This window comes from Pseudomonas sp. MF08875 (assembly GCF_059862525.1).
In genome coordinates this window covers 1-19310 of sequence record NZ_JCBCUW010000032.1, presented here as the reverse complement: position 1 = coordinate 19310, position 19310 = coordinate 1, and the positions used below count along the sequence as shown (strand labels likewise).

The window sequence follows — 19310 nt, the reverse complement described above, 5'->3', positions numbered from 1 at the left end:
GCTATGTCGCACCTGCCGGTCGGCGCTGCACTCCCGACCGGCGGTTAACCTTAAGTTACAAAACTCCCTGCTGATTTGAGTTATACAAGCATCTGCGTTCAGTAGTGGCTTTTTGCTGCTCCTGTACGACTGCCCATAACAATAATAGGTAAGGGAGAAGTCTTTTGAAGAGCTTGCTCTATCCCGCCATCGCGCTGATGAACCGCCTGAGTTTCGGCATGAAGTTCAGCCTAATCAGCGTCTTGTTCTTCGCGCCGATGTTGGTGACCAATTTCTATCTGGTGCGTGATTCCTACCGCCAGTTCCACGCCACCCAAGTCGAACTGCAAAGCCTGGACCTGCTGGGCGCCAGCCTGGCCCTGCGCCGCGACCTGGAAACCCTGAACAACCTGGTGCAGATCAACGCCGTCCTGGGCCAGTCGGGCAAGGCCGGGGATGTGGAGGCCAAGATCGAGGCCCTGGAGCGCACGGTGCTGGAGCATTTGCAGGGCTTTCAGGCGATGGCGGTGGACCCTCAGCAGATCGAAGCCTTCGATACCAAGCGCGATGAAATGATCGCCGCGTTCAAGGCCCAGCAAGCCGAAAGCTCCCTGCAAAGCAAAAGTGCCCTGATCGGCAAGTTGCTCAGTAGCGCCCAGGTGTTCAGCCAGTTGATCGCCAGCCAGGCAGGCCTGAGTGGTGACGCCCAGAGCGATATCCGCCAACTCACTGACTTGGTGACGGCCGTTACCCCGCAAGTCACCCAGACCCTGGGCGAAGGCCGGGCCATTGGCAGTTACTCGTTGGGGCAGGGCTTCCTCAATTCCTCTTCCAGCACCCGTTTCGACGAAATTCTCCAGCAAATCGAGAAGCTTCACGCCGAGTACGGCCTCAAGGTCCAGGACGCGATCGGCGCCAGCCCTGCTGCCCGCAGCGCCCTGAGCGCCGAGGCCAATGCCAGCCAAAACTCCCTGAAGCAGGGCAGTGAGCTGTTTGAAGAACAGGTGATTATGGTCGATACCCTCGACGCACCCTGGCAGGCCTTTTACGACCAGGCCAGTACGTTGATGGCGCAGACCTACCAACTCAACGACAACACGCTGAAGTTCCTCGGCGTCGAGTTGCAGCAACGCTTGGCGCAAAACCGCACCCACATGGTGCTGCTGGTGGTGGCGTTGGCAGCGGTGTTCCTACTGATTGTCTACCTCTATGGCGGCTTCTACGCCTCGACCCGCACCACCCTGAGTCGCTTGGGCGCAGTGATGGACAAAGTGGCGGCCGGTGACATGACCGTCAGTTTCACCGCCCATAGCCGCGACGAATTGGGCGAGTTGGGCAAAGTGTTCAACGGCACCGTGGCCAAGATCCATGACCTGATCGAGTTGGTGGGCCAAACCGTGGTCGAGGTCGAGCGCCAGGCCGGGCAGGTGGAATCGGTCTCGGCCCAGAGCAACCAAGCGGTAGCCGGGCAGCGTATCCAGATCGAGCAAGTGGCCACGGCGATGAACCAGATGTCGGCCACGTCCCAGGAAGTGGCCCGCAGCGCGGCGGCGGCAGTCAGCAGCGCCCACAGCGTCAACGAAGAAACCGTCAGCGGCCGTGGCCTGGTGGCCTCGCAGCAGGGCAGCATTGCCCAATTGGCCGGCGAGATCGATCAATCGGTACTGGTGATTAATCAACTGGCCAGCGACAGCCAATCCATTAGCCGCGTGCTGGAAGTGATTAAAAGCATCGCCGAGCAAACCAACCTGCTGGCCCTCAACGCGGCCATCGAGGCCGCCCGTGCCGGCGAGCAGGGGCGAGGCTTTGCCGTGGTGGCGGACGAAGTGCGGACCCTGGCCAAACGCACTCAGCAGTCCACCGAAGAAATCGAACAAATGATCGGTAAGCTCCACACCGGTGTAGGCGCGGCGGTCAAGGCCATGGGCGTAAGCCATCAGATGGCCAATGGCACGGTTGGCCAGTCGGAAAAGGTCCAGCAAGCGCTGGAAAACATCCTCGGCGCGGTGGGCATGATCGTCGACCAGAACCAACAGATCGCCGCTGCCGTGGAGCAACAAACCGCCGTCGCCCACGACATCGACAAGAACATCGTCGAGATCAACCGCGCCGGCGAACGCACCGCCCAGGGCGCCCACCAGACCGAAGACGCCAGCCGTCAGCTGTCGGTGCAAGTGGTGCAACTCAAGCAACTGATTAGCGCGTTCCGGGTGTGACCCGCGCCGCTACCAGCCGAACACCGCGCAGGCATTGGCGGTGCTGGCCGCCGCCAAACGCTCGGGGCTGATGCCCAGGATTTCGGCCAGGGCGGTGCAGATGGCCGGCAGGTGCGCGGGGCTGTTGCGCTGGTTGGCGAACATCGCGGGGGCCATGTCCGGGGCATCGGTTTCCAGCACCACGGCTTCGAGCGGCAGGTCGGCGATGACTTTGCGCAGGCGCAGCGCCTGGGGCCAGGTGGCTGCGCCGCCCAGGCCCAGTTTGAACCCCAACTTGATGTACTCGCGGGCTTCCTCACGGCTGCCGGCGAACGCATGGACAATGCCGCCGCGCGCCAGGCGTAGGCGCTTGAGGGTGGCGATCACCGCCGCGTGGCTGCGCCGCACATGCAGCAGGGCCGGCAGTTGGAAGTCGGCCGCCAACTGCAATTGGGCCTCGAACAGCACCTGTTGGCGGTCGCGGTCCAAGTGCGGGAGAAAGTAGTCCAGGCCGATTTCGCCCACCGCGCAGAGCTGGCGCTGGCCACGCAGGCGTGTCAGCCAATCGCCCAGTTGGGCCAGGTCGGCGCTGCGGTGCGCGTCCAGGTACACCGGGTGCAGGCCCAGGGCCGCGTAGAGGTCGGCGTCGCTTTGCACCAACTCCCACACCCGCTGCCAATTGTCCTGATAGACCCCCAGCACCACCATGCGCCGCACCCCGTGGGCGCGGCACTGGGTGAGCAACGCGGGGCGATCTGCGTCGAAATCGGGGAAATCCAGGTGGGTATGGGTGTCGATCAGCTCCACGCTCACACCTCGACGATACGCTGCTTGAAAGTACGGGCGATGGCGTGCACGCCAGGCTGATAGTGCTGCTGTTCGATGGCGGCCAGAGCCAGTTGCAGGGCGGTTTGCGCGATCAGTTGATGTTGCTGGGCCATGGCGTTGACCGGCAACGGTAAAAAGTCCAGCAACTGGGTGTCGCCGAAAGTGCCCAGGCGCAAGGGCCGCGATTGCAGCGGGAAGTCATGCAGGGCGTCGAACACCCCTTGCAGCAACACGTAGGAGGTGGTCACCAGCGCATCCGGCAAATGCCCCAGGCGTTGTAGCAGTTCTTCCATCAGGTGCTGGCCGCACTCGCGGCTGAAAGCGTCGCCCTGTTCGATCAAAATGTGCCCGTCGAACCCGGCCAAGGCCTGGTTGAAACCGGCGGTGCGGTCCTGGCTGATGCTCAGCTCCGGGCGTGCGCCGATCAGGGCGATATGCCGCAAGTGCGGCTGCAACAGGCTGCGGGTCAGGCTCAGGCTGGCGTCCTGGTCGTCGCTGCTGACCGAACAGAAGTGCGCCGGGTCCATCGCCCGGTCGATAGCGATGATCGGCAGGCCCTTGGCTTGGAGCTGGCGGTAGCTGTCGTCCTCGGCCGGCAGGCAACTGGCGACGAACAGCGCATCGCAGCGCCGCGCGCGGAACAGTTGCAGCAATTGCCGCTCGCTGTCCGGCGCGTCGTCGGAGCTGGCGATCAGCAATTGGTAGCCGCGGGCGCGGGCACCTTGCTCCAACAGCTTGGCGATGCGTGCGTAGCTGGGGTTTTCCAGGTCCGGCAGGATGAACCCCAAGGTTCGCGTGTGCCGGCTGCGTAGCCCCGCCGCTTGCGGGTTGGGGGTGAAACCATGTTGTTCAACCACCGCTTGCACCCGCTCGACGGTGCTGCGGCTGATCCGTTGTTGTTCGGCTTTGCCGTTGATGACGTAGCTGGCGGTGGTCACGGACACACCGGCCAGTTGCGCGATATCACTGAGTTTCAAACCGGGTTTTCCTTATTGTGTGGCGCTTGTCCCGAGAGTTTGTCCAATCGTAACCGAAATCCGTAGCCGACCTAGGTCGCAGCTGTACCGACCGGCAGGGCTTCTAGGAAGATGGAATATGAAGTAACGTGCCGAGCATTCTAGATTAAACGTTTCAGCAGGCGTATTTTCAGCTGTTTGAAGCCGTGGGAAAGGTGCTGCCAATAAGCCATCCTGCGGCCGTGCTATCAAAACGCCTAATCTACAAAAATACCTAGCGCCGCCCGGCGCTGAATAGGAGAAAGCATGCTCGAACTCACCCTGGAGCAGATATCCATTGGCCAGTCGGCGGTGGATAAGCCCGCGGCCCTGCGGTTGCTCGCCGACAAACTGGTGGCCGATGGCCTGGTCGCCGAAGGCTATTTGGCCGGTTTGCAGGCCCGCGAGGCCCAGGGCTCGACCTTTCTCGGCCAAGGCATCGCCATTCCCCACGGCACCCCCGAAACCCGCCACCAGGTGTTCGCCACCGGCGTGCGCCTGCTGCAATTCCCCGAGGGCGTGGACTGGGGCGACGGCCAGATCGTTTACCTGGCCATCGGCATTGCCGCCAAGTCCGACGAACACCTGCGCCTGCTGCAACTGCTGACCCGTGCCCTGGGCGAAACAGATCTCGGCCAGGCCCTGCGCCGCGCCAGCAGCGCCGAGGCCCTGCTCAAACTGCTGCAAGGTGCGCCCCAGGAACTGGCGCTGGACGCGCAGATGATTGGCCTGGGCGTGTCGGCTGATGATTTCGAGGAACTGGTGTGGCGCGGCGCCCGCCTGCTGCGCCAGGCCGACTGCGTGAGTAACGGTTTTGCGGCGGTGTTGCAGCAAGTGGACGCCTTGCCCCTGGGCGATGGCCTGTGGTGGCTGCACAGCGAACAAACGGTCAAGCGCCCGGGGCTGGCGTTCGTCACCCCGGACAAACCCATGCGCTACCTGGGCCAGCCCCTCAGTGGCCTGTTTTGCCTGGCCAGCCTGGGGGAGGCGCATCAGGCCCTGCTCGAACGCCTGTGCGCGTTGCTGATCGAGGGGCGCGGCCATGAATTGGGGCGTGCCACCAGCCGTCGCGCGGTGCTGCAAGCCCTGGGCGGCGATGTGCCCGCCGATTGGCCCAGTGCCCCCATCGCCCTGGCCAACGCCCACGGCCTGCATGCGCGCCCGGCAAAAATCCTCGCCCAATTGGCGAAAAGCTTCGACGGCGAGGTCCGCGTGCGCATCGTCGACGGCCAGGACAGCGCCGTGTCGGCCAAGAGCCTGAGCAAACTGCTGAGCCTGGGCGCCCGCCGTGGTCAGGTGCTGGAGTTCAGCGCCGCCCCGGCCATTGCCGCCGACGCCTTGCCGGCCCTGCTCGCGGCAGTGCGCGAAGGCCTGGGCGAAGCGGTGCAGCCACTGCCCGCCGTCACCGCGCCAGCGCTGGCCGAGGCCGAACCCAGCCTCAGCGCGCCGGCCGCCGGCAGCCTGGTGCAAGGGGTGGCCGCGGCACCAGGCATCGCCATCGGCCCGGCTCATGTGCAGGTGCTGCAACCCTTCGATTACCCCGTGCGCGGCGAAACCCCGGCGATTGAGCGCGAACGTCTGCAAACCGCGTTGGATGCGGTACGTGAAGACATTCAAGGCCTGATCCAGCGCAGCAGCGCCCAAGCCATCCGCGAGATTTTCATCACCCACCAGGAAATGCTCGACGACCCGGAGCTGGCCGGTGAGGTCGGCAGCCGCCTCCAACAAGGCGAAAGCGCCGAGGCCGCGTGGCTGGGCGTGATCGAAGCCGCTGCCCGCCAGCAGGAAGCCCTGCACGATGCCCTGCTCGCCGAGCGCGCGGCGGACCTGCGCGACATCGGCCGCCGCGTACTGGCCCAGTTGTGCGGCGTGCCGGCAGCGGTAGAGCCGCAACAGCCCTACATTCTGGTGATGGACGAAGTCGGCCCCTCGGACGTGGCGCGCCTCGACCCAGCGCGGGTCGCGGGCATCCTCACCGCCCGTGGCGGCGCCACCGCCCACAGCGCCATCGTCGCCCGCGCCCTGGGCATTCCGGCCCTGGTCGGCGCGGGCGCGGCGGTGTTGTTGTTGGCGCCGGGCACGCCGTTGCTGTTGGACGGCCAGCGTGGGCGCCTGCACGTTGCCCCGGACGCGGCGACCTTGCAGCGCGCCCACCACGAACGTGACCACCGCGAACAACGCCTGCGCGCCGCCGCCGAGCAACGCCATCAACCGGCCCTGACCACCGACGGCCACGGCGTCGAAGTGTTCGCCAACCTCGGTGAAAGCGCCGGCGTGGCCAGTGCGGTGGAGCAGGGCGCCGAAGGCATCGGCCTGTTGCGCACCGAATTGATTTTCATGGCCCACCCGCAAGCCCCGGACGAAGCCACCCAGGAGGCCGAGTACCGCCGTGTGCTCGACGGCCTCGGCGGGCGGCCCTTGGTGGTGCGCACCCTGGATGTGGGCGGCGACAAACCGCTGCCGTATTGGCCCATCGCCAAGGAGGAAAACCCCTTCCTCGGCGTGCGCGGCATTCGCCTGACCCTGCAGCGCCCGGCCATCATGGAGGCGCAATTGCGCGCCCTGCTGCGGGCCGCCGACCACCGGCCGCTGCGCATCATGTTCCCCATGGTCGGCAGCGTCGAGGAGTGGCGCCAGGCCCGCGACATGACCGAGCGCCTGCGCCGGGACATCCCCGTGGCCGACCTGCAACTGGGGATCATGATCGAAGTGCCCTCGGCGGCGCTGCTGGCCCCGGTACTGGCCCGCGAAGTGGACTTTTTCAGCGTCGGCACCAACGACCTGACCCAATACACCCTGGCCATCGACCGTGGCCACCCTACGCTTTCGGCCCAGGCCGATGGCCTGCACCCGGCGGTGCTGCAACTGATCGACATCACCGTGCGCGCCGCCCACGCCCATGGCAAATGGGTGGGGGTGTGCGGCGAACTGGCGGCCGACCCGCTGGCGGTGCCGGTGTTGCTGGGCCTTGGGGTGGATGAGTTGAGCGTCGCGCCGCGCAGCATCGCCGAGGTCAAGGCGCGGGTGCGCGAGTTCAGCCTGGTGCAGGCGCAAACCCTGGCCCGGCAGGCCTTGGCCATGGGCAGCGCGAACGACGTGCGCCGCCTCGTGGAGGCGGTGTAATGGCGCGCATTCTCAGCCTCACCCTCAACCCGGCGCTGGACCTCACCGTGCAACTGGGCCAACTCCACCTCGGCCAGGTCAACCGCAGCGAGGCGCTGCACAGCCATGCCGCCGGTAAAGGCCTGAACGTCGCCCAAGTGCTGGCCGATTTGGGCCATCAGCTTACCGTCAGCGGTTTTCTCGGCCAGGCCAACCCGCAAGCCTTCGAGGCCCTGTTCGCCCGCCGTGGCTTTGTCGATGAATTTGTCCGCGTGCCTGGGGAAACCCGCAGCAACATCAAATTGGCCGAGGGCGACGGGCGCATCACCGACCTCAACGGCCCGGGGCCGCAGGTCAGCGCGGCGGCGCAACAGGCGTTACTCGATTGCCTGGATCAGATCGCCGTCGGCCATGACGCGGTGGTGGTCGCCGGCAGTTTGCCCCGGGGCGTCAGCGCCCAGTGGCTGCGGGCCTTGCTCCTGCGTTTGAAGGCGCTGGGCTTGAAAGTCGCCTTGGATACCAGCGGCGAGGCCCTGCGCGAAGGGCTGGCGGCGGGGCCGTGGCTGGTAAAACCCAACGCCGAAGAACTGGCCCAAGCCCTGGGCGTGGCCGTGGCCTCGCCGCAGGCCCAGGCCGCAGCGGCGCGGCGCCTGCGCGCCGAAGGGGTGGAACACGTGGTGATTTCCCAGGGCGCCGAAGGCGTGGACTGGTTCAGCGCCGCCCCGGCCTTGCGCGCCGTGCCGCCCACGGTGAGCGTGGCCAGCACCGTCGGCGCCGGGGACTCCTTGCTCGCCGGCATGCTCCACGGCCTGCTCAGCGGCCACGACGCCGAGCAGACCCTGCGCACCGCCACGGCCATCGCGGCGATGGCGGTGACGCAAATCGGTTTCGGCATCACCGGCACTGCGCAGTTGGCGCAACTTGAACAGGGCGTGCGCGTGCGCCCCCTGACCGAACAATAAGAGGGTCGCCCATGAAGTTAGCCATTGTTACTGCCTGCCCCAATGGCATGGTCACCAGCGTGCTGTGCGCGCGTTTGTTGGAAGCGGCGGCCCAGCGCCAGGGCTGGAGCGCCAGCGTTGAAGTGCATGACGCCGCGCACCCTGAGCGCCAGTTATCGGCGGCCACCCTGGACGCGGCCGAGTGGGTGCTGGTGGTCAGCAGCGGTGCGCTGGACATGACCCGGTTCGTCGGCAAACGGGTGTTGCAGTGCACCCCGGCCCAGGCCTTGCAGGACGTTGACGCGGTACTGCGCCGGGGCGCCACGCAGGCCCAGGTGTATGCGGCGCCGGCCAGCGCTGTGGCCCCCACCCAGGCCCCGCGCCTGGTGGCGGTGACCGCGTGCCCCACAGGCGTGGCCCATACCTTCATGGCCGCCGAAGCCTTGCAGCAAGCGGCCAAGCGCCTGGGCTATGAGTTGCAGGTGGAAACCCAGGGCTCGGTGGGCGCACGCAACCCGCTGAGCAGCGAGGCCATTGCCCAGGCTGAGGTGGTGCTGCTGGCCGCCGACATTGAAGTGCCCACCGAGCGCTTCGCTGGCAAGAAAATCTACCGCTGCGGCACTGGCATCGCCCTCAAACAGGCCGAAGCCACCCTCAACAAAGCCCTGGCCGAAGGCAAGCTGGAAAACGCCGCGACTGCCGCCAGCGGCCCGGCCAAAACGGAGAAAACCGGGGTCTACAAGCATTTGCTCACCGGCGTGTCGTTCATGCTGCCGATGGTGGTGGCCGGGGGGCTGTTGATTGCCTTGTCCTTTGTGTTTGGCATCAACGCCTTCAAAGAGGAGGGCACCCTGGCCGCGGCGCTGATGCAGATCGGTGGCGAGAGCGCGTTCAAGTTGATGGTGCCGCTGCTGGCGGGCTACATCGCCTATTCCATCGCCGACCGCCCGGGGCTGGCGCCGGGGATGATCGGCGGGTTGCTGGCCAGCACCCTGGGCGCGGGGTTTATCGGCGGGATCATCGCCGGGTTCCTCGCCGGTTACGCGGTGCAGGCGATCAACCGCTGGGTGCGCCTGCCGCAGAGCCTGGAAGCGCTCAAACCGATCCTTATCATTCCGCTGCTGGCCAGCCTGTTCACCGGGTTGGTGATGATCTATGTGGTGGGCAAACCGGTGGCCGGGTTGTTGGCGGGCCTGACCGCGTTTCTCGACAGCATGGGCACCACCAACGCCATCCTGCTGGGCGTGGTGCTGGGGGCGATGATGTGTGTCGACCTCGGCGGGCCGATCAACAAAGCGGCTTATGCGTTTTTCGTGGGGCTGCTGGCCTCCCAGAGCTACGCGCCGATGGCTGCCACCATGGCGGCTGGCATGGTGCCGCCCATTGGCCTGGGTATTGCCACCTTCCTGGCCCGGCGCAAGTTCGCCCAAACCGAGCGCGAGGCGGGTAAAGCGGCGTTTGTGCTGGGGCTGTGCTTTATCTCCGAAGGCGCCATCCCGTTCGCCGCCAAAGACCCCTTGCGGGTGATCCCGGCGTGCATCGCCGGCGGCGCGTTGACCGGGGCGCTGTCGATGTACCTGGGCTGCAAACTGATGGCACCCCACGGTGGGCTGTTTGTGATGCTGATCCCCAATGCCATCAACCATGCGCTGGCGTACCTGCTGGCCATCGTGGCCGGTAGCCTGTTGACGGCGGTCAGCTACGCCCTGCTCAAGCGCCCTCACACCCAGGAGCTGGTGCTGGCCCCGACCGCCCCGTAGCCAGCAGTGCGGGCTTTATCGTGAGCAGGCACTGCTGAGGCTTGGCACCCAATCTCCTGTGGGGGCGGGCCGGCCCGCGATAGCGGTGGGTCAGGCAACCCTGCCGTAGCAGGCTGTCCGCCATCGCGGGCAGGGCCCACTCCCACAGTTGAACTGTGGGAGTGGGTGGGGTTTTGATTTTCCCTCTGTGGGAGCGAGCCTGCTCGCGATGGCAGCACGCAGTAGGGACAGCTGCTCCCACAGAGGCCCGCCGGTCAGTACACGTCGCGGCGGTAGCGGCCCTGTTCGGTGAGCCGCTCTACGGCGTCATCGCCGAGTACCTCGCGCAGTACCTGGTCCACGCCCGAGGCCATGCCTTGCAGGCTGCCGCAGACGTAGATCGCGGCGCCGTCGGCGAGCCATTGCTTGAGCGGTTCAGCGGCGTCACGCAGGCGATCCTGAACGTAGATTTTCTCCGCCTGATCGCGGGAGAAGGCCAGGTCCAGGCGTTGCAGGTCACCCTCTATCAGCCAATTCTCCAGTTCGCCTTGGCAATGGAAGTCGTGGGCGCGGTGGCGTTCGCCGAACAGCAGCCAGTTGGCCTGTTGGCCGTCGGCGATGCGTGCCTTGAGCAGGCTGCGCAACCCGGCCAGGCCCGTGCCGTTGCCCAGCAGGATCATCGGCAGCGGTTCGCTGGGCAGGTGAAAGCCGCTGTTGCGCTGCACCCGCAGGTGGAGGGCGCTGCCCACCGGGGCATATTCGGTGAGCCAACCGGAGCCCAGGCCGAGGCTGCCGCTGGCGTGGCGTTCCTGGCGCACGAGCAGTTCCAGCACGCCGTCGGCGGCAATCGAGGCAATCGAATACTCGCGCGCGGCCAGGGGCACCAGGGCATCGACCAGGGCTTGGGCATGCAGGCCGACGAGGTGGCTGCGGTTTTCCGGTAACTGGCGGGTGGCCAGGGCCTGTTCCAGGGTTTCCAGCAAACCGTCCAATTGCACCGTGCTGTCGCCGCGCACGCCGAGGCCATCGAGCAAATGCTCCACGGCCCACGGGCAGTTGCGTGGCAGCACTTGCACCAGGTCACCGGCCAGCCAACTGCGCTTGCCCGGTGGCGTCAGCCCCAGCAGGTACACACCTGCGCCGCTGCTGTCGGGGTTGAGCAAGGTGCGTTGGCTCAGGGTCCAGGGCTCGTAGCTCGGCGCTTGCCAGAGGTCGGCCGGGGCGTGCCCGGTCAGTTGCCCCAGTTGCTGCTGCCAGTGGCGTAGGGCGTAGGCGTCGGCGCTGTCCACGTCCACCGGGGCGAACAGGGTGCTGGCGCCATGGTTGCCGAGCCAGGCGTGCAGGCGCCGGGCAAAGCCGCAGAAGTGCGGGTACTGGCGGTCGCCCAGGCCCAGCACGGCGTACTTGAGGTGGCCCAGGCCCAGGGGTTGGCCGAGGATTTTGCGTTCAAAGCCGCGGGCGCTGTCCGGCGCTTCGCCGTCGCCGAAGGTGCTGACGACAAACAGGGCATGGCTAGCCCCTTGCAGGGTTTGCGCGTTGACGTCCGCCAGCGGCACCACCTGGCTTGCTACGCCCGCCGCTTGCAGTTGCCCGGCGGTTTGCCAGGCCAGTTGTTCGGCAAAACCGCTTTGGCTGGCAAACCCGATCAGCCATGCCGGGGCGTTGCTGGCGCTGGGGGCCAGGGCTTGGCGGGCTTGCTTGATCTGGCGTTTCTTGCGGCGCCGGTCCAGGTACAGCAGCCAACCGGTAATAAAGAACAGCGGCATGCTCAGGGCGGCGAGGGTCACCAGAATGCGCCCGGCCAGGCCAAAGTAGCTGCCCACATGCAGGGCATAAATGCTGGCCAACAGTTGCGCCTTGAAGCTTTTATCGGCGTAGCGCTCGTGGCGGCTAACCACGCCGGTGGCCGGGTCGATGCTCAACTGGTTGAGCGCGCGGTCGTGGGGCGAGGTCTTGAGCAGGTAGAACACTGTCGCCGGTTGCCGGGGGCCGGCGGGCATGCGGATGTTGTAGGTGCTCAGGCCCGGGCCGGCGGCGCTGTAGAGGCTGCTCCACAGGGCGGCGTAATCGGCGCTCGGCGGCGGCCCGGCCGGTGGCGCGCCGCGCCCGCCCTTGCGCATCTGCGCGTTGGGGGTGTCCGACAGCAATTTGTTCAAGCCATTGCTGTACCACTGATAGGACCAGGACAGCCCGGTCAGCGCCGCCAGCAGGTAGAACACCAGGCACCAGGTGCCGGCGACGGCATGCAGGTCCCAGTTGAAGCTGCGGCCTTTTTTCGCCCAGTCCAGGGTCAGCCAGGCGCGCCAGTTGCCGACCTGGCGCGGCCAGCGCAGGTACAGGCCCGAGAGGCAGAAGAAAATCAGGAGCAGGGTGCAGGCGCCGGTGATTTGCCGGCCGGTGTCGCCCATGGCCAGGAAGCGGTGCAGTTGCAGCATCAGGCCGAAGAAGCCTTGGCCACGGGCCTCGTCCAGGAAGTCGCCGGTGTAGGGGTCGAAGTAGCGCATCTCACCGCGCCGCTCCCCCGCTGGCGGGGTGAAGAACACCTTGGCGGCGTTGCCGTTTTCGGTATCGACCCACAGCATGGAGACTTTCTTGCCCGAGGCGCCTTCGACTTTTTCCACCAGTTGCACCGGTGGCAACACCCCCGCTACCTGCTTCTCGACGTGCAGCACTTGGGGGTTGAGCGCGCGCAGGATCTCGTCCTGAAACGACACTGCCGCCCCGGTGATGCCCATCAAGGCCAGGACCAGTCCGGCACTGATGCCAAAGAACCAGTGCAACTGGAACAGGGTTTTCTTCAACACATCCACCGCCTCGCCCGTGTGGGCCCATTTTTCACGGCGCGCATTATGCCGTGGGGTTTCGAGAAACATTCTTCTTTACACACAAAAGCCCCACGCATTGGGGGGCGTGAGGCTTTGGCCGTCGCAAGCGGGTTTGCCCGCGCTCTTGTGCCTAGTTCGACACGGGATGAGGGCCGCTGCGCAGCCCGCTTGCCACCGGCTGACCCATCAGAAATGGAAGTTGGTGCTGATTAGCGCCGTACGGCCCGGTGCTTGGTTGGCGAAGTGGGTCGAGAAGGCCTTGTCGTAGTAGCGCTCGTCCGTGAGGTTTTGCACGTTGAGTTGCAGGTCGACGTTCTTGGTCAGTTTGTAGCTGGCCATGGCGTCGTAGCGCACATAGGAATCGACCATGGTGGTGTTGGCCGCGCTGCCGAACACTTCATCGACGTAGAACGCGCCGCCGCCCAGGGTCAGTTTCGGGGTGACGTTGTAAGTGGTCCACAGGCTGGCGCTGTTGCGCGGGGTGTTAGGCAACTGGTTGCCGTCGTTGGCTTTGTTCACGTCGCCGCCATCGACCTGCTTGCCGTCCATGTAGGCGTAGCCGGCGAACACTTGCCATTGCTCGGTGAGTTTGCCGCTGGCCGACAGTTCCAGGCCATCGACGCGGGTGGTACCGACGTTCTCGTAGGAGGTGGTATTGACCTGGACGCGGGCGTTGTCTTTCTCGGTGCGGAAGATTGCAGCGGTCAGGGACAGGCGATCGTGGAACAGGTCCCACTTGGTGCCGATCTCGTAGTTACTGGTTTCTTCAGGCTCCATGTCGCTGCTCAGCAGGTTGCCGGTGCGGTCGCTGCTGTTGGGCAACAGGTTGCCTTCCATGCCTTCGCCCAAGGTCGCACCCGGTGGCGTGGCCGAGGTGGCGTAGGAGGCGTAGATGCTGCCGTTCTCGGTGGGCTTGAACACCACGCCGAACTGGCCGGTGACGAACTCGCTGGTGTCCTTGCCCTTGGCGACCACGCCGTTCTTGTTCACCAGGGTGGCGCCGTTTTTGTCGTAGCTGTCGTATTCGGTGTCGAAGTGGTCGTAGCGCAGGCCCATGTTCACCAGCCATTGCGACGACAGCTCGAGGGTGTCGAACACGTAGATCGCCCGGGTTTTGCCGGTGGTGTCGGTGCCGGCGCGGTTGCGCGAGATGGCGCCGTTCCAGTTGTCGTTGGGGTTCGGGTTGCTCAGGCTGGTGCAGTTGAAACCGCTGGGCGTGCCGATCATCGCCGGGGTGCACTTGGAGCTGTTGTCCGCCGGGGTGGAGCCGGGGGTGGTGTCGGTATCGACGTTGTACGAGCTCTTGACGCTCTTCTCGCGGCTCAACTCGATACCGGTGGAGAAGCTGTTCTTGAAGCCGGCGATGTACACGTCACCAAACAGGTCGGTCTGGTTGGTGGTGGTGGCGGTGTTACTTACGCGGCTGTTGATGCGGCGCCACACGGTGCCGTTGTTGACGTTGCCCTTGCTGTCGTCGGGCTGGGTCAGGATGTAGTCCTGCAGGCTGTTGCCGTGGCGCAGGGTGTTCTTGACGGTTAGCGCGTCGGTGAGGTCATGCTCGATGGCGAAGGTGGTGGTGTCGGTGCGGGTCTTGCGGAAGTCGCGGTTGGCCAGGCCATAAAAGTTGCTGCTGTCGCCACCGGCCCAGGGTTTGTCCGGGTTGGATTTGTTGCGGTCGGCAGGCTTGCCCGACGCCGGCATGGTGTACGGCACGCCCGAGTCGGGCAGGTCGTTGCTTTCGAGGTGGTAGTAGTCGAGGTTGACGCGGGTGTCGGTGCCCAGGCCAAAGGCCAGCGATGGCGTGATGCCCCAGCGGTCGTAGTCGACTTTGTCGCGCCCGGCGACGTTGCTTTCGTGGCTCATCAGGTTCAGGCGCCCGGCGGCGGTGTCCGAGAACTGGTAGTTGCCATCGAGTGTGTAGCGCTGGGTCTGGTCCGAACCCCAGGTGAAGCCGCCATCGAAGCTGTTGCCCAGGTGTGCTTTTTTGCTCACCAGGTTGATGGTGCCGCCGGCCGCGCCACGCCCGCCAATGGCCGAGTTCGGGCCTTTGCTCACTTCGATCGATTCCACGGCGAAGATCTCGCGGCTCTGTGAGCCGGTGTCGCGCACGCCGTCCAGGTAGGTGTCGCCCTGGGCGTCAAAACCACGGATGAACGGGCGGTCGCCCTGGGGGTTGCCGCCTTCGCCGGCGCCGAAGGTGATGCCCGGCACGGTGCGCAGGGCGTCCTGCATCGACAGCGCGCCGGTGTCCTTGAGCACTTGCTGCGGGATCACCGTGACCGAGCGCGGCGTGTCCACCAGTGGCGCGGTGTATTTGGGCGACGAAGCCTTCTGCACTTGGTAGGAGGTTGGCTCCTGGAATTCACCCACCACAGGGGTGGCGTCCAACGCGATGGCGTTGCGCGGCGCCTTTTCATCGGTCTTTTCGGCGGCGTGGGCCATGTGGGCCGCGGATGTGGCGGTGAGCGCCACGCCAATGGCCGAAGCGAGTAGACGCGGTGAGCTGACAGGCAGTTGTGGTAGTTGACGCGACATGTGAATTCCCCTCCCCAAGGATTTGAGGCCGCGGAATATAGGTCAAACAAGTATCGGTATCAATTGAGAGGCATTGCTATTTGCACTGAATTTACGTTCTTTACAATTGGCCTTTACGGTTTTTACATTCTCGTTCGTCTATGGCGTTTTACAGAGCCAATAAGAATCAATACCATTGCGCTCCTTTCGCTCTCAGGTGCCCGCGCCATGTTGCTGCATATCCCCGGTCTGTTTTCCCGTGACGAGGTGGCCCGTATCCGCGAGGCCCTGGAAACCGCCGACTGGGCGGACGGCAAGATCACCGCGGGCTATCAGTCGGCCAAGGCCAAGCACAACCTGCAATTGCCCGAAGGCCACCCGCTAGCCAAGGAAATCGGCGCCGCCATGCTCGAGCGCCTGTGGCAGAACCCGCAGTTCATGTCGGCGGCGCTGCCCCATAAGGTCTTCCCGCCGCTGGTCAACTGCTACACCGCGGGCGGCAGTTTCGATTTCCATATCGACAACGCCGTGCGCCAGCCCCGGGGCAGCGCCGAGCGGGTGCGCACCGACCTGTCCTCGACCCTGTTCTTCAGCGACCCGGACGAATACGACGGCGGCGAGCTGGAAATCCAGGACACCTACGGCACGCAACGGGTCAAGCTGCCGGCCGGCGACCTGGTGCTGTACCCCGGCACGAGCTTGCACAAGGTCAACGCCGTGACCCGTGGCGCCCGCTACGCCTCCTTCTTCTGGACGCAAAGCCTGGTGCGCGAAGACAGCCAGCGCGCCTTGCTGTTTGAAATGGACGGCGCCATCCAGCAACTGACCCAGGACCTGCCCGACCACCCGTCGCTGATCCGCCTCACCGGCACTTACCACAACCTGCTGCGGCGCTGGGTCGAGGTGTAAGCCGTGAATTTTCAACTGCGCCGCGAGGAAGTGCTGAACCTGGCGCAACTGCGGGCCATGCTGGCCGAGAGTCCGGTGCGCGCCGCCCAGGCGATTCTGGTGGCGGCCCGGGCCAATGTGCCCGACGCCCAGGCCTTGCTCGGGCAGATCCTCCTCGACGGCCAGGGCATCGAAAAAGACCCGGCCCTGGCCCTGCGCTGGTTTGGGATCGCCGCCAATGGCGGCCACTTGATGGCACGCAACATGCTCGGCCGTTGCCATGAGCACGGCTGGGGCTGCACCGCCAACGCCAGCGTTGCCGCCGGCCATTACCGCCGCGCCGCCGAGGCCGGGCTGGACTGGGGCCTGTACAACTACGCCAACCTGTTGGCCACCGGGCGCGGGGTGGTGCAAGACCAGGCCCACGCCTTGGCCTGCTACCGCCGCGCCGCCGAACTGGGCCACGCTAAATCCATGAACCTGCTGGGGCGCTACCTGGAAGAGGGCCAGCACTGCCCGGCCGACCCGGTCGCGGCGTTGGAGTGGTACCGGCGTTCTGCCGAGGCAGGGGATTTTCGCGGGCAATTCAGCTATGGCGTGGTGATGGTAGAGCGGGGGCGGATCGAGGAAGGGCTCGTTTGGTTGCGCCAGGCCTTGGTGCTGGGCAACTTGAATTTCTTACGGGTTGCCAGCCAGGCCCTGGGCCAGGCACCCCAACCGCAGGTCAGGGCCTTGGCCCAGGAATATGTGTTGCGACGGATACAGCTGGAGCAGTTGCAAGCCTGAGGCTCAGTGGCGGGGCGGTTCCCCATCCTGGGGCAAGGCAGAGTCTGCACCGCTCTGCCCTTGCCCCCAGATAATTACTCTGAGGTTGCCGAACTTAAGTTCGCCACTGTGCTCGCAGCGTCTCCAGGTGTTTGCGCAACAATGCCGCGTGCACGACGAATGTTTGTATGGTTGCCGCACGATCGTTGGTAGGAACCGCTCCAATAATTTCTAGGAACTTATTTACTGACTCGGCGATCGTTCCAGCTTCCCGCTCATAGGCCTCCCGGGGAGTGACGATACTTTGTACTTCGATCAGTTGCTCTTTGCGTTGTACGTAATCCTTAATGGTGTTGTTGGTTGTGGCCAGATCCTGGCGCCGTGTATCCAGGCGCATTTGCACGCTCTTCCTGGCTTCAATGAGATGGCTGTATTTCATCGCCTCGCTGACTTTGTCCAGCACTTTTGCGGTAATGCTCAGTGCGGCTTTAATCAGCTCGATCTTCGGGTTGGTTAAATTGGCACCTGCCAAGGATTCGGCCGTTAGCAATAAATCCTTGAGAATACCGAAGACGTCCTTGGCCTCAATGATTTTAATTGCCTCATTCAGGCCAAGTTCGTCACTTTCCAGTTCCTCGATGGCTTTTACTAGTTGTTCCTGGCGTGGAGTCTGGGCAGCGATGTCTTTTTCGAGTTCTTTGATTTGGAAGTCATTATTGGTAAGGGTGACTGCCTTGAGGTTATGTAACGCATTGTTTAGGACGGCAGATTGGGGCTTGATCGAGGATAGGCTTGCATTGGTCAGGCGTTGGATTTCGGCGTAGAGCGATGCCGCTGCTTCTTTCTGTTGCTCGGAAGGCGTGCCACTTTCCAGCGTTACGACAGTGTTGTACAGCTCGCTTACTTGATCGTGTTCCAAGAACGAAGGGGCGATGGTGAGCATGTCCAATAGGTGTTTGTCGGTGTTGTTCAATTCCTGCCTGAAACTCTCTAGCTCTTCTGCCAGGACCGGAAGATAAATAGTGCTCAAAGATCTGATTTTATTTTGGATTTCGATTTTGCTTGCATACATGCTAGCCAGGTCGGGGGTTGGATATTTGAAGGTGGTATCAATACTTTTGATCGTCATAAGGTTCTCGCGTTTTATCAGGGTGATGGTGTTGAATAGTCGCCTTAGAGGCATGGGTTAATTGAGTGTTACTGTTCTTCCACTACGTTGTTGAAGGCGGTCAACAAGTCGAAGGCGTGGGTTTTTATCGAGGCCCAGTTGTTCTTCATCTGGTTAAGGCGGCTAACGAATGCCACCAGGAACATGGCATTGGTTACGCCATCCAGCTGGCTGCTGGAGGTGCGCACGTAGTTCTCGATCAGGGCCCATAGGCTTGCCAGGTTGCTCGAGCCGCTGGCGGCGTGGTTGACTCTCAGTTGGAGGTCTTGCAGATGGGTTTCTTGCTCGCGCAGCAAAGCAAGTATGCTGTCGTGTACTTTGATCTCTCTTTCGAGCTCGAACTTATCGGCGGTTAGGGCCTCCGCTTCTTTTCTGGCTTCGGTGGCTTTACCTCCGAAAATTGTACTGGTAATGAGAAGACCTACTGCGCCGCCAAACAATCCCCACCACTTGTCACTGCTGTGCTTTTGGGCTTCGGCGCTTTTCTCTTCAATTCGCTCTTTAAGGACATCCAGCCTCCTGTTCAGTTCGATGGCTTTATCATCGGTCAGGCGACTGGAACTCAAGGCGATTTTTCTAGCCAGAGTCGGGCTGATTTTATTTTGTATTTCGGTGTTGAATGTTTCGATTTCTGCTTTTACGGTTTTAGTGCTTTGGCTGTGTTGCGTTATCACTTGTTTCAAATCATTGACGAGTTCGGCAAGCGGTAGAAGCCGGTGTTGTTCATTTTCCTTAATGCGCAGTTCCGGTAGTTTATCGATCTCCTCGGGAGAGAGGTCGCCAACTTTGCCTGTTGCTTCCAGGTAGCTCGGCAAGCTTTTCAGATAGGTGGTGATTGCATCGCAACTCGTCGTAAAGTTTTCGGCAAATATGTGAAGGTCAGAGCCCACGGTCCTCATGTTCTTTTCAATACTGTCCCATGTATGGGCATGGTCATTGATGGTCTTGTACAGCACTTGCATGTCTGCTGATTTGAGGCCCGCGACATCGAGTGTGTCGTAGTGAAACCTTTGTTCGATCTCCCCAGTGTCGGTGGGGAGTTCCAACGCTACTTTTATATAGCGTTTGATTTTTCGGATGTCGTCGTTAGTCACCAGCAACCCAGGGGCGCGAGTAACGCCGGGTAACTTTCCTGCGGTGGCTTTTACGTAGTCCTGGGTCAGCTGATTAAAGTTTTCTGCTGAAATGTTTTCTATTTCTTTTAAAGCTTGGTTGTTTAGCATGTGATTACCTTTGAATGAGTGGGCGGCGGCAAAAACTGAGTGCAACACCTGACCTTTCCGGTACGGTGTTGCCCCTATGTCTTATTCCGAACTCAGCGTTGAAGAACGCGCCACCATTCAAATCGCTCGTGCCCAAGCGTTCAGCCTG

Annotated in this window: 12 protein-coding genes; 6 read left to right on the top strand and 6 right to left on the bottom strand. The window is 63.5% G+C overall.

The genetic code is table 11. The annotated features are described in order from the left end of the window. Window positions 1-164 precede the first annotated feature (164 nt). Complete coding sequence (locus tag AC19YT_RS18490; RefSeq protein ID WP_095105920.1) at window positions 165-2195, top strand: methyl-accepting chemotaxis protein; 2031 nt, start codon at window positions 165-167, stop codon at window positions 2193-2195. A 9-nt stretch (window positions 2196-2204) separates the two neighbouring features. Here AC19YT_RS18490 and AC19YT_RS18485 read toward each other — a convergent pair whose 3' ends face one another. Both AC19YT_RS18485 and cra read right to left on the bottom strand, forming a co-directional pair. After that, window positions 2205-2981 carry a TatD family hydrolase gene (locus tag AC19YT_RS18485; protein ID WP_500610780.1) on the bottom strand — a complete coding sequence of 259 codons (777 nt, stop codon included), beginning with the start codon at window positions 2979-2981 and terminating at the stop codon, window positions 2205-2207. Between the two features lie 2 nt (window positions 2982-2983). Next, window positions 2984-3979 carry a catabolite repressor/activator gene (gene cra / locus AC19YT_RS18480; RefSeq protein ID WP_500598562.1) on the bottom strand — a complete coding sequence of 332 codons (996 nt, stop codon included), beginning with the start codon at window positions 3977-3979 and terminating at the stop codon, window positions 2984-2986. Between the two features lie 285 nt (window positions 3980-4264). On the opposite strand from cra, the gene ptsP reads away from it, so the two are divergent. From ptsP to AC19YT_RS18465, 3 genes are read left to right on the top strand one after another with little or no spacing between them, the layout of a single operon-like run. Beyond that, on the top strand, window positions 4265-7120 hold the full coding sequence (ptsP, locus tag AC19YT_RS18475) for a phosphoenolpyruvate--protein phosphotransferase (protein ID WP_500610779.1): 2856 nt from the start codon (window positions 4265-4267) through the stop codon (window positions 7118-7120). Then, on the top strand, window positions 7120-8061 hold the full coding sequence (gene pfkB / locus AC19YT_RS18470) for a 1-phosphofructokinase (protein WP_500610778.1): 942 nt from the start codon (window positions 7120-7122) through the stop codon (window positions 8059-8061). Before ptsP ends, pfkB begins: the two co-directional genes overlap by 1 nt. Before the next feature lie 11 nt (window positions 8062-8072). Further along, window positions 8073-9800 carry a PTS fructose-like transporter subunit IIB gene (locus AC19YT_RS18465; RefSeq protein ID WP_500610777.1) on the top strand — a complete coding sequence of 576 codons (1728 nt, stop codon included), beginning with the start codon at window positions 8073-8075 and terminating at the stop codon, window positions 9798-9800. 254 nt (window positions 9801-10054) lie between these two features. On the opposite strand, the gene AC19YT_RS18460 is transcribed toward AC19YT_RS18465, so the two are convergent. Together AC19YT_RS18460 and AC19YT_RS18455 are read right to left on the bottom strand one after the other, a co-directional pair. Next, a complete protein-coding gene (locus AC19YT_RS18460) occupies window positions 10055-12583 on the bottom strand; it encodes a PepSY domain-containing protein (protein WP_500610789.1) in 2529 nt (842 codons plus the stop codon). A 207-nt stretch (window positions 12584-12790) separates the two neighbouring features. Next, entirely contained in the window at window positions 12791-15139 is a 2349-nt protein-coding gene (locus tag AC19YT_RS18455; RefSeq protein ID WP_500610776.1) for a TonB-dependent receptor, read from the bottom strand. A 207-nt stretch (window positions 15140-15346) separates the two neighbouring features. On the opposite strand from AC19YT_RS18455, the gene AC19YT_RS18450 reads away from it, so the two are divergent. Together AC19YT_RS18450 and AC19YT_RS18445 are read left to right on the top strand one after the other, a co-directional pair. Continuing rightward, window positions 15347-16027, top strand: a complete 681-nt coding sequence (locus AC19YT_RS18450; protein ID WP_095105942.1) for a Fe2+-dependent dioxygenase — start codon at window positions 15347-15349, stop codon at window positions 16025-16027. 3 nt (window positions 16028-16030) lie between these two features. Then, window positions 16031-16792: a tetratricopeptide repeat protein gene (locus tag AC19YT_RS18445; RefSeq protein WP_500610775.1), complete on the top strand. Its 762-nt coding sequence runs from the start codon at window positions 16031-16033 to the stop codon at window positions 16790-16792. A gap of 94 nt (window positions 16793-16886) precedes the next feature. Here AC19YT_RS18445 and AC19YT_RS18440 read toward each other — a convergent pair whose 3' ends face one another. Further along, complete coding sequence (locus AC19YT_RS18440) at window positions 16887-17900, bottom strand: alpha-xenorhabdolysin family binary toxin subunit B (RefSeq protein ID WP_500610774.1); 1014 nt, start codon at window positions 17898-17900, stop codon at window positions 16887-16889. A gap of 68 nt (window positions 17901-17968) precedes the next feature. Next, complete coding sequence (locus AC19YT_RS18435; RefSeq protein WP_095105946.1) at window positions 17969-19162, bottom strand: alpha-xenorhabdolysin family binary toxin subunit A; 1194 nt, start codon at window positions 19160-19162, stop codon at window positions 17969-17971. Between the last annotated feature and the right edge of the window lie 148 nt (window positions 19163-19310).

Coding starts and splice junctions, on each gene's coding strand:
- AC19YT_RS18465 (WP_500610777.1), top strand. CDS start 8,073: ATGAAGTTAGCCATTGTTACTGCCTGCCCCAATGGCATGGTCACCAGC.
- ptsP (WP_500610779.1), top strand. CDS start 4,265: ATGCTCGAACTCACCCTGGAGCAGATATCCATTGGCCAGTCGGCGGTG.
- AC19YT_RS18455 (WP_500610776.1), bottom strand. CDS start 15,139: ATGTCGCGTCAACTACCACAACTGCCTGTCAGCTCACCGCGTCTACTC.
- AC19YT_RS18450 (WP_095105942.1), top strand. CDS start 15,347: ATGTTGCTGCATATCCCCGGTCTGTTTTCCCGTGACGAGGTGGCCCGT.
- AC19YT_RS18440 (WP_500610774.1), bottom strand. CDS start 17,900: ATGACGATCAAAAGTATTGATACCACCTTCAAATATCCAACCCCCGAC.
- AC19YT_RS18435 (WP_095105946.1), bottom strand. CDS start 19,162: ATGCTAAACAACCAAGCTTTAAAAGAAATAGAAAACATTTCAGCAGAA.
- pfkB (WP_500610778.1), top strand. CDS start 7,120: ATGGCGCGCATTCTCAGCCTCACCCTCAACCCGGCGCTGGACCTCACC.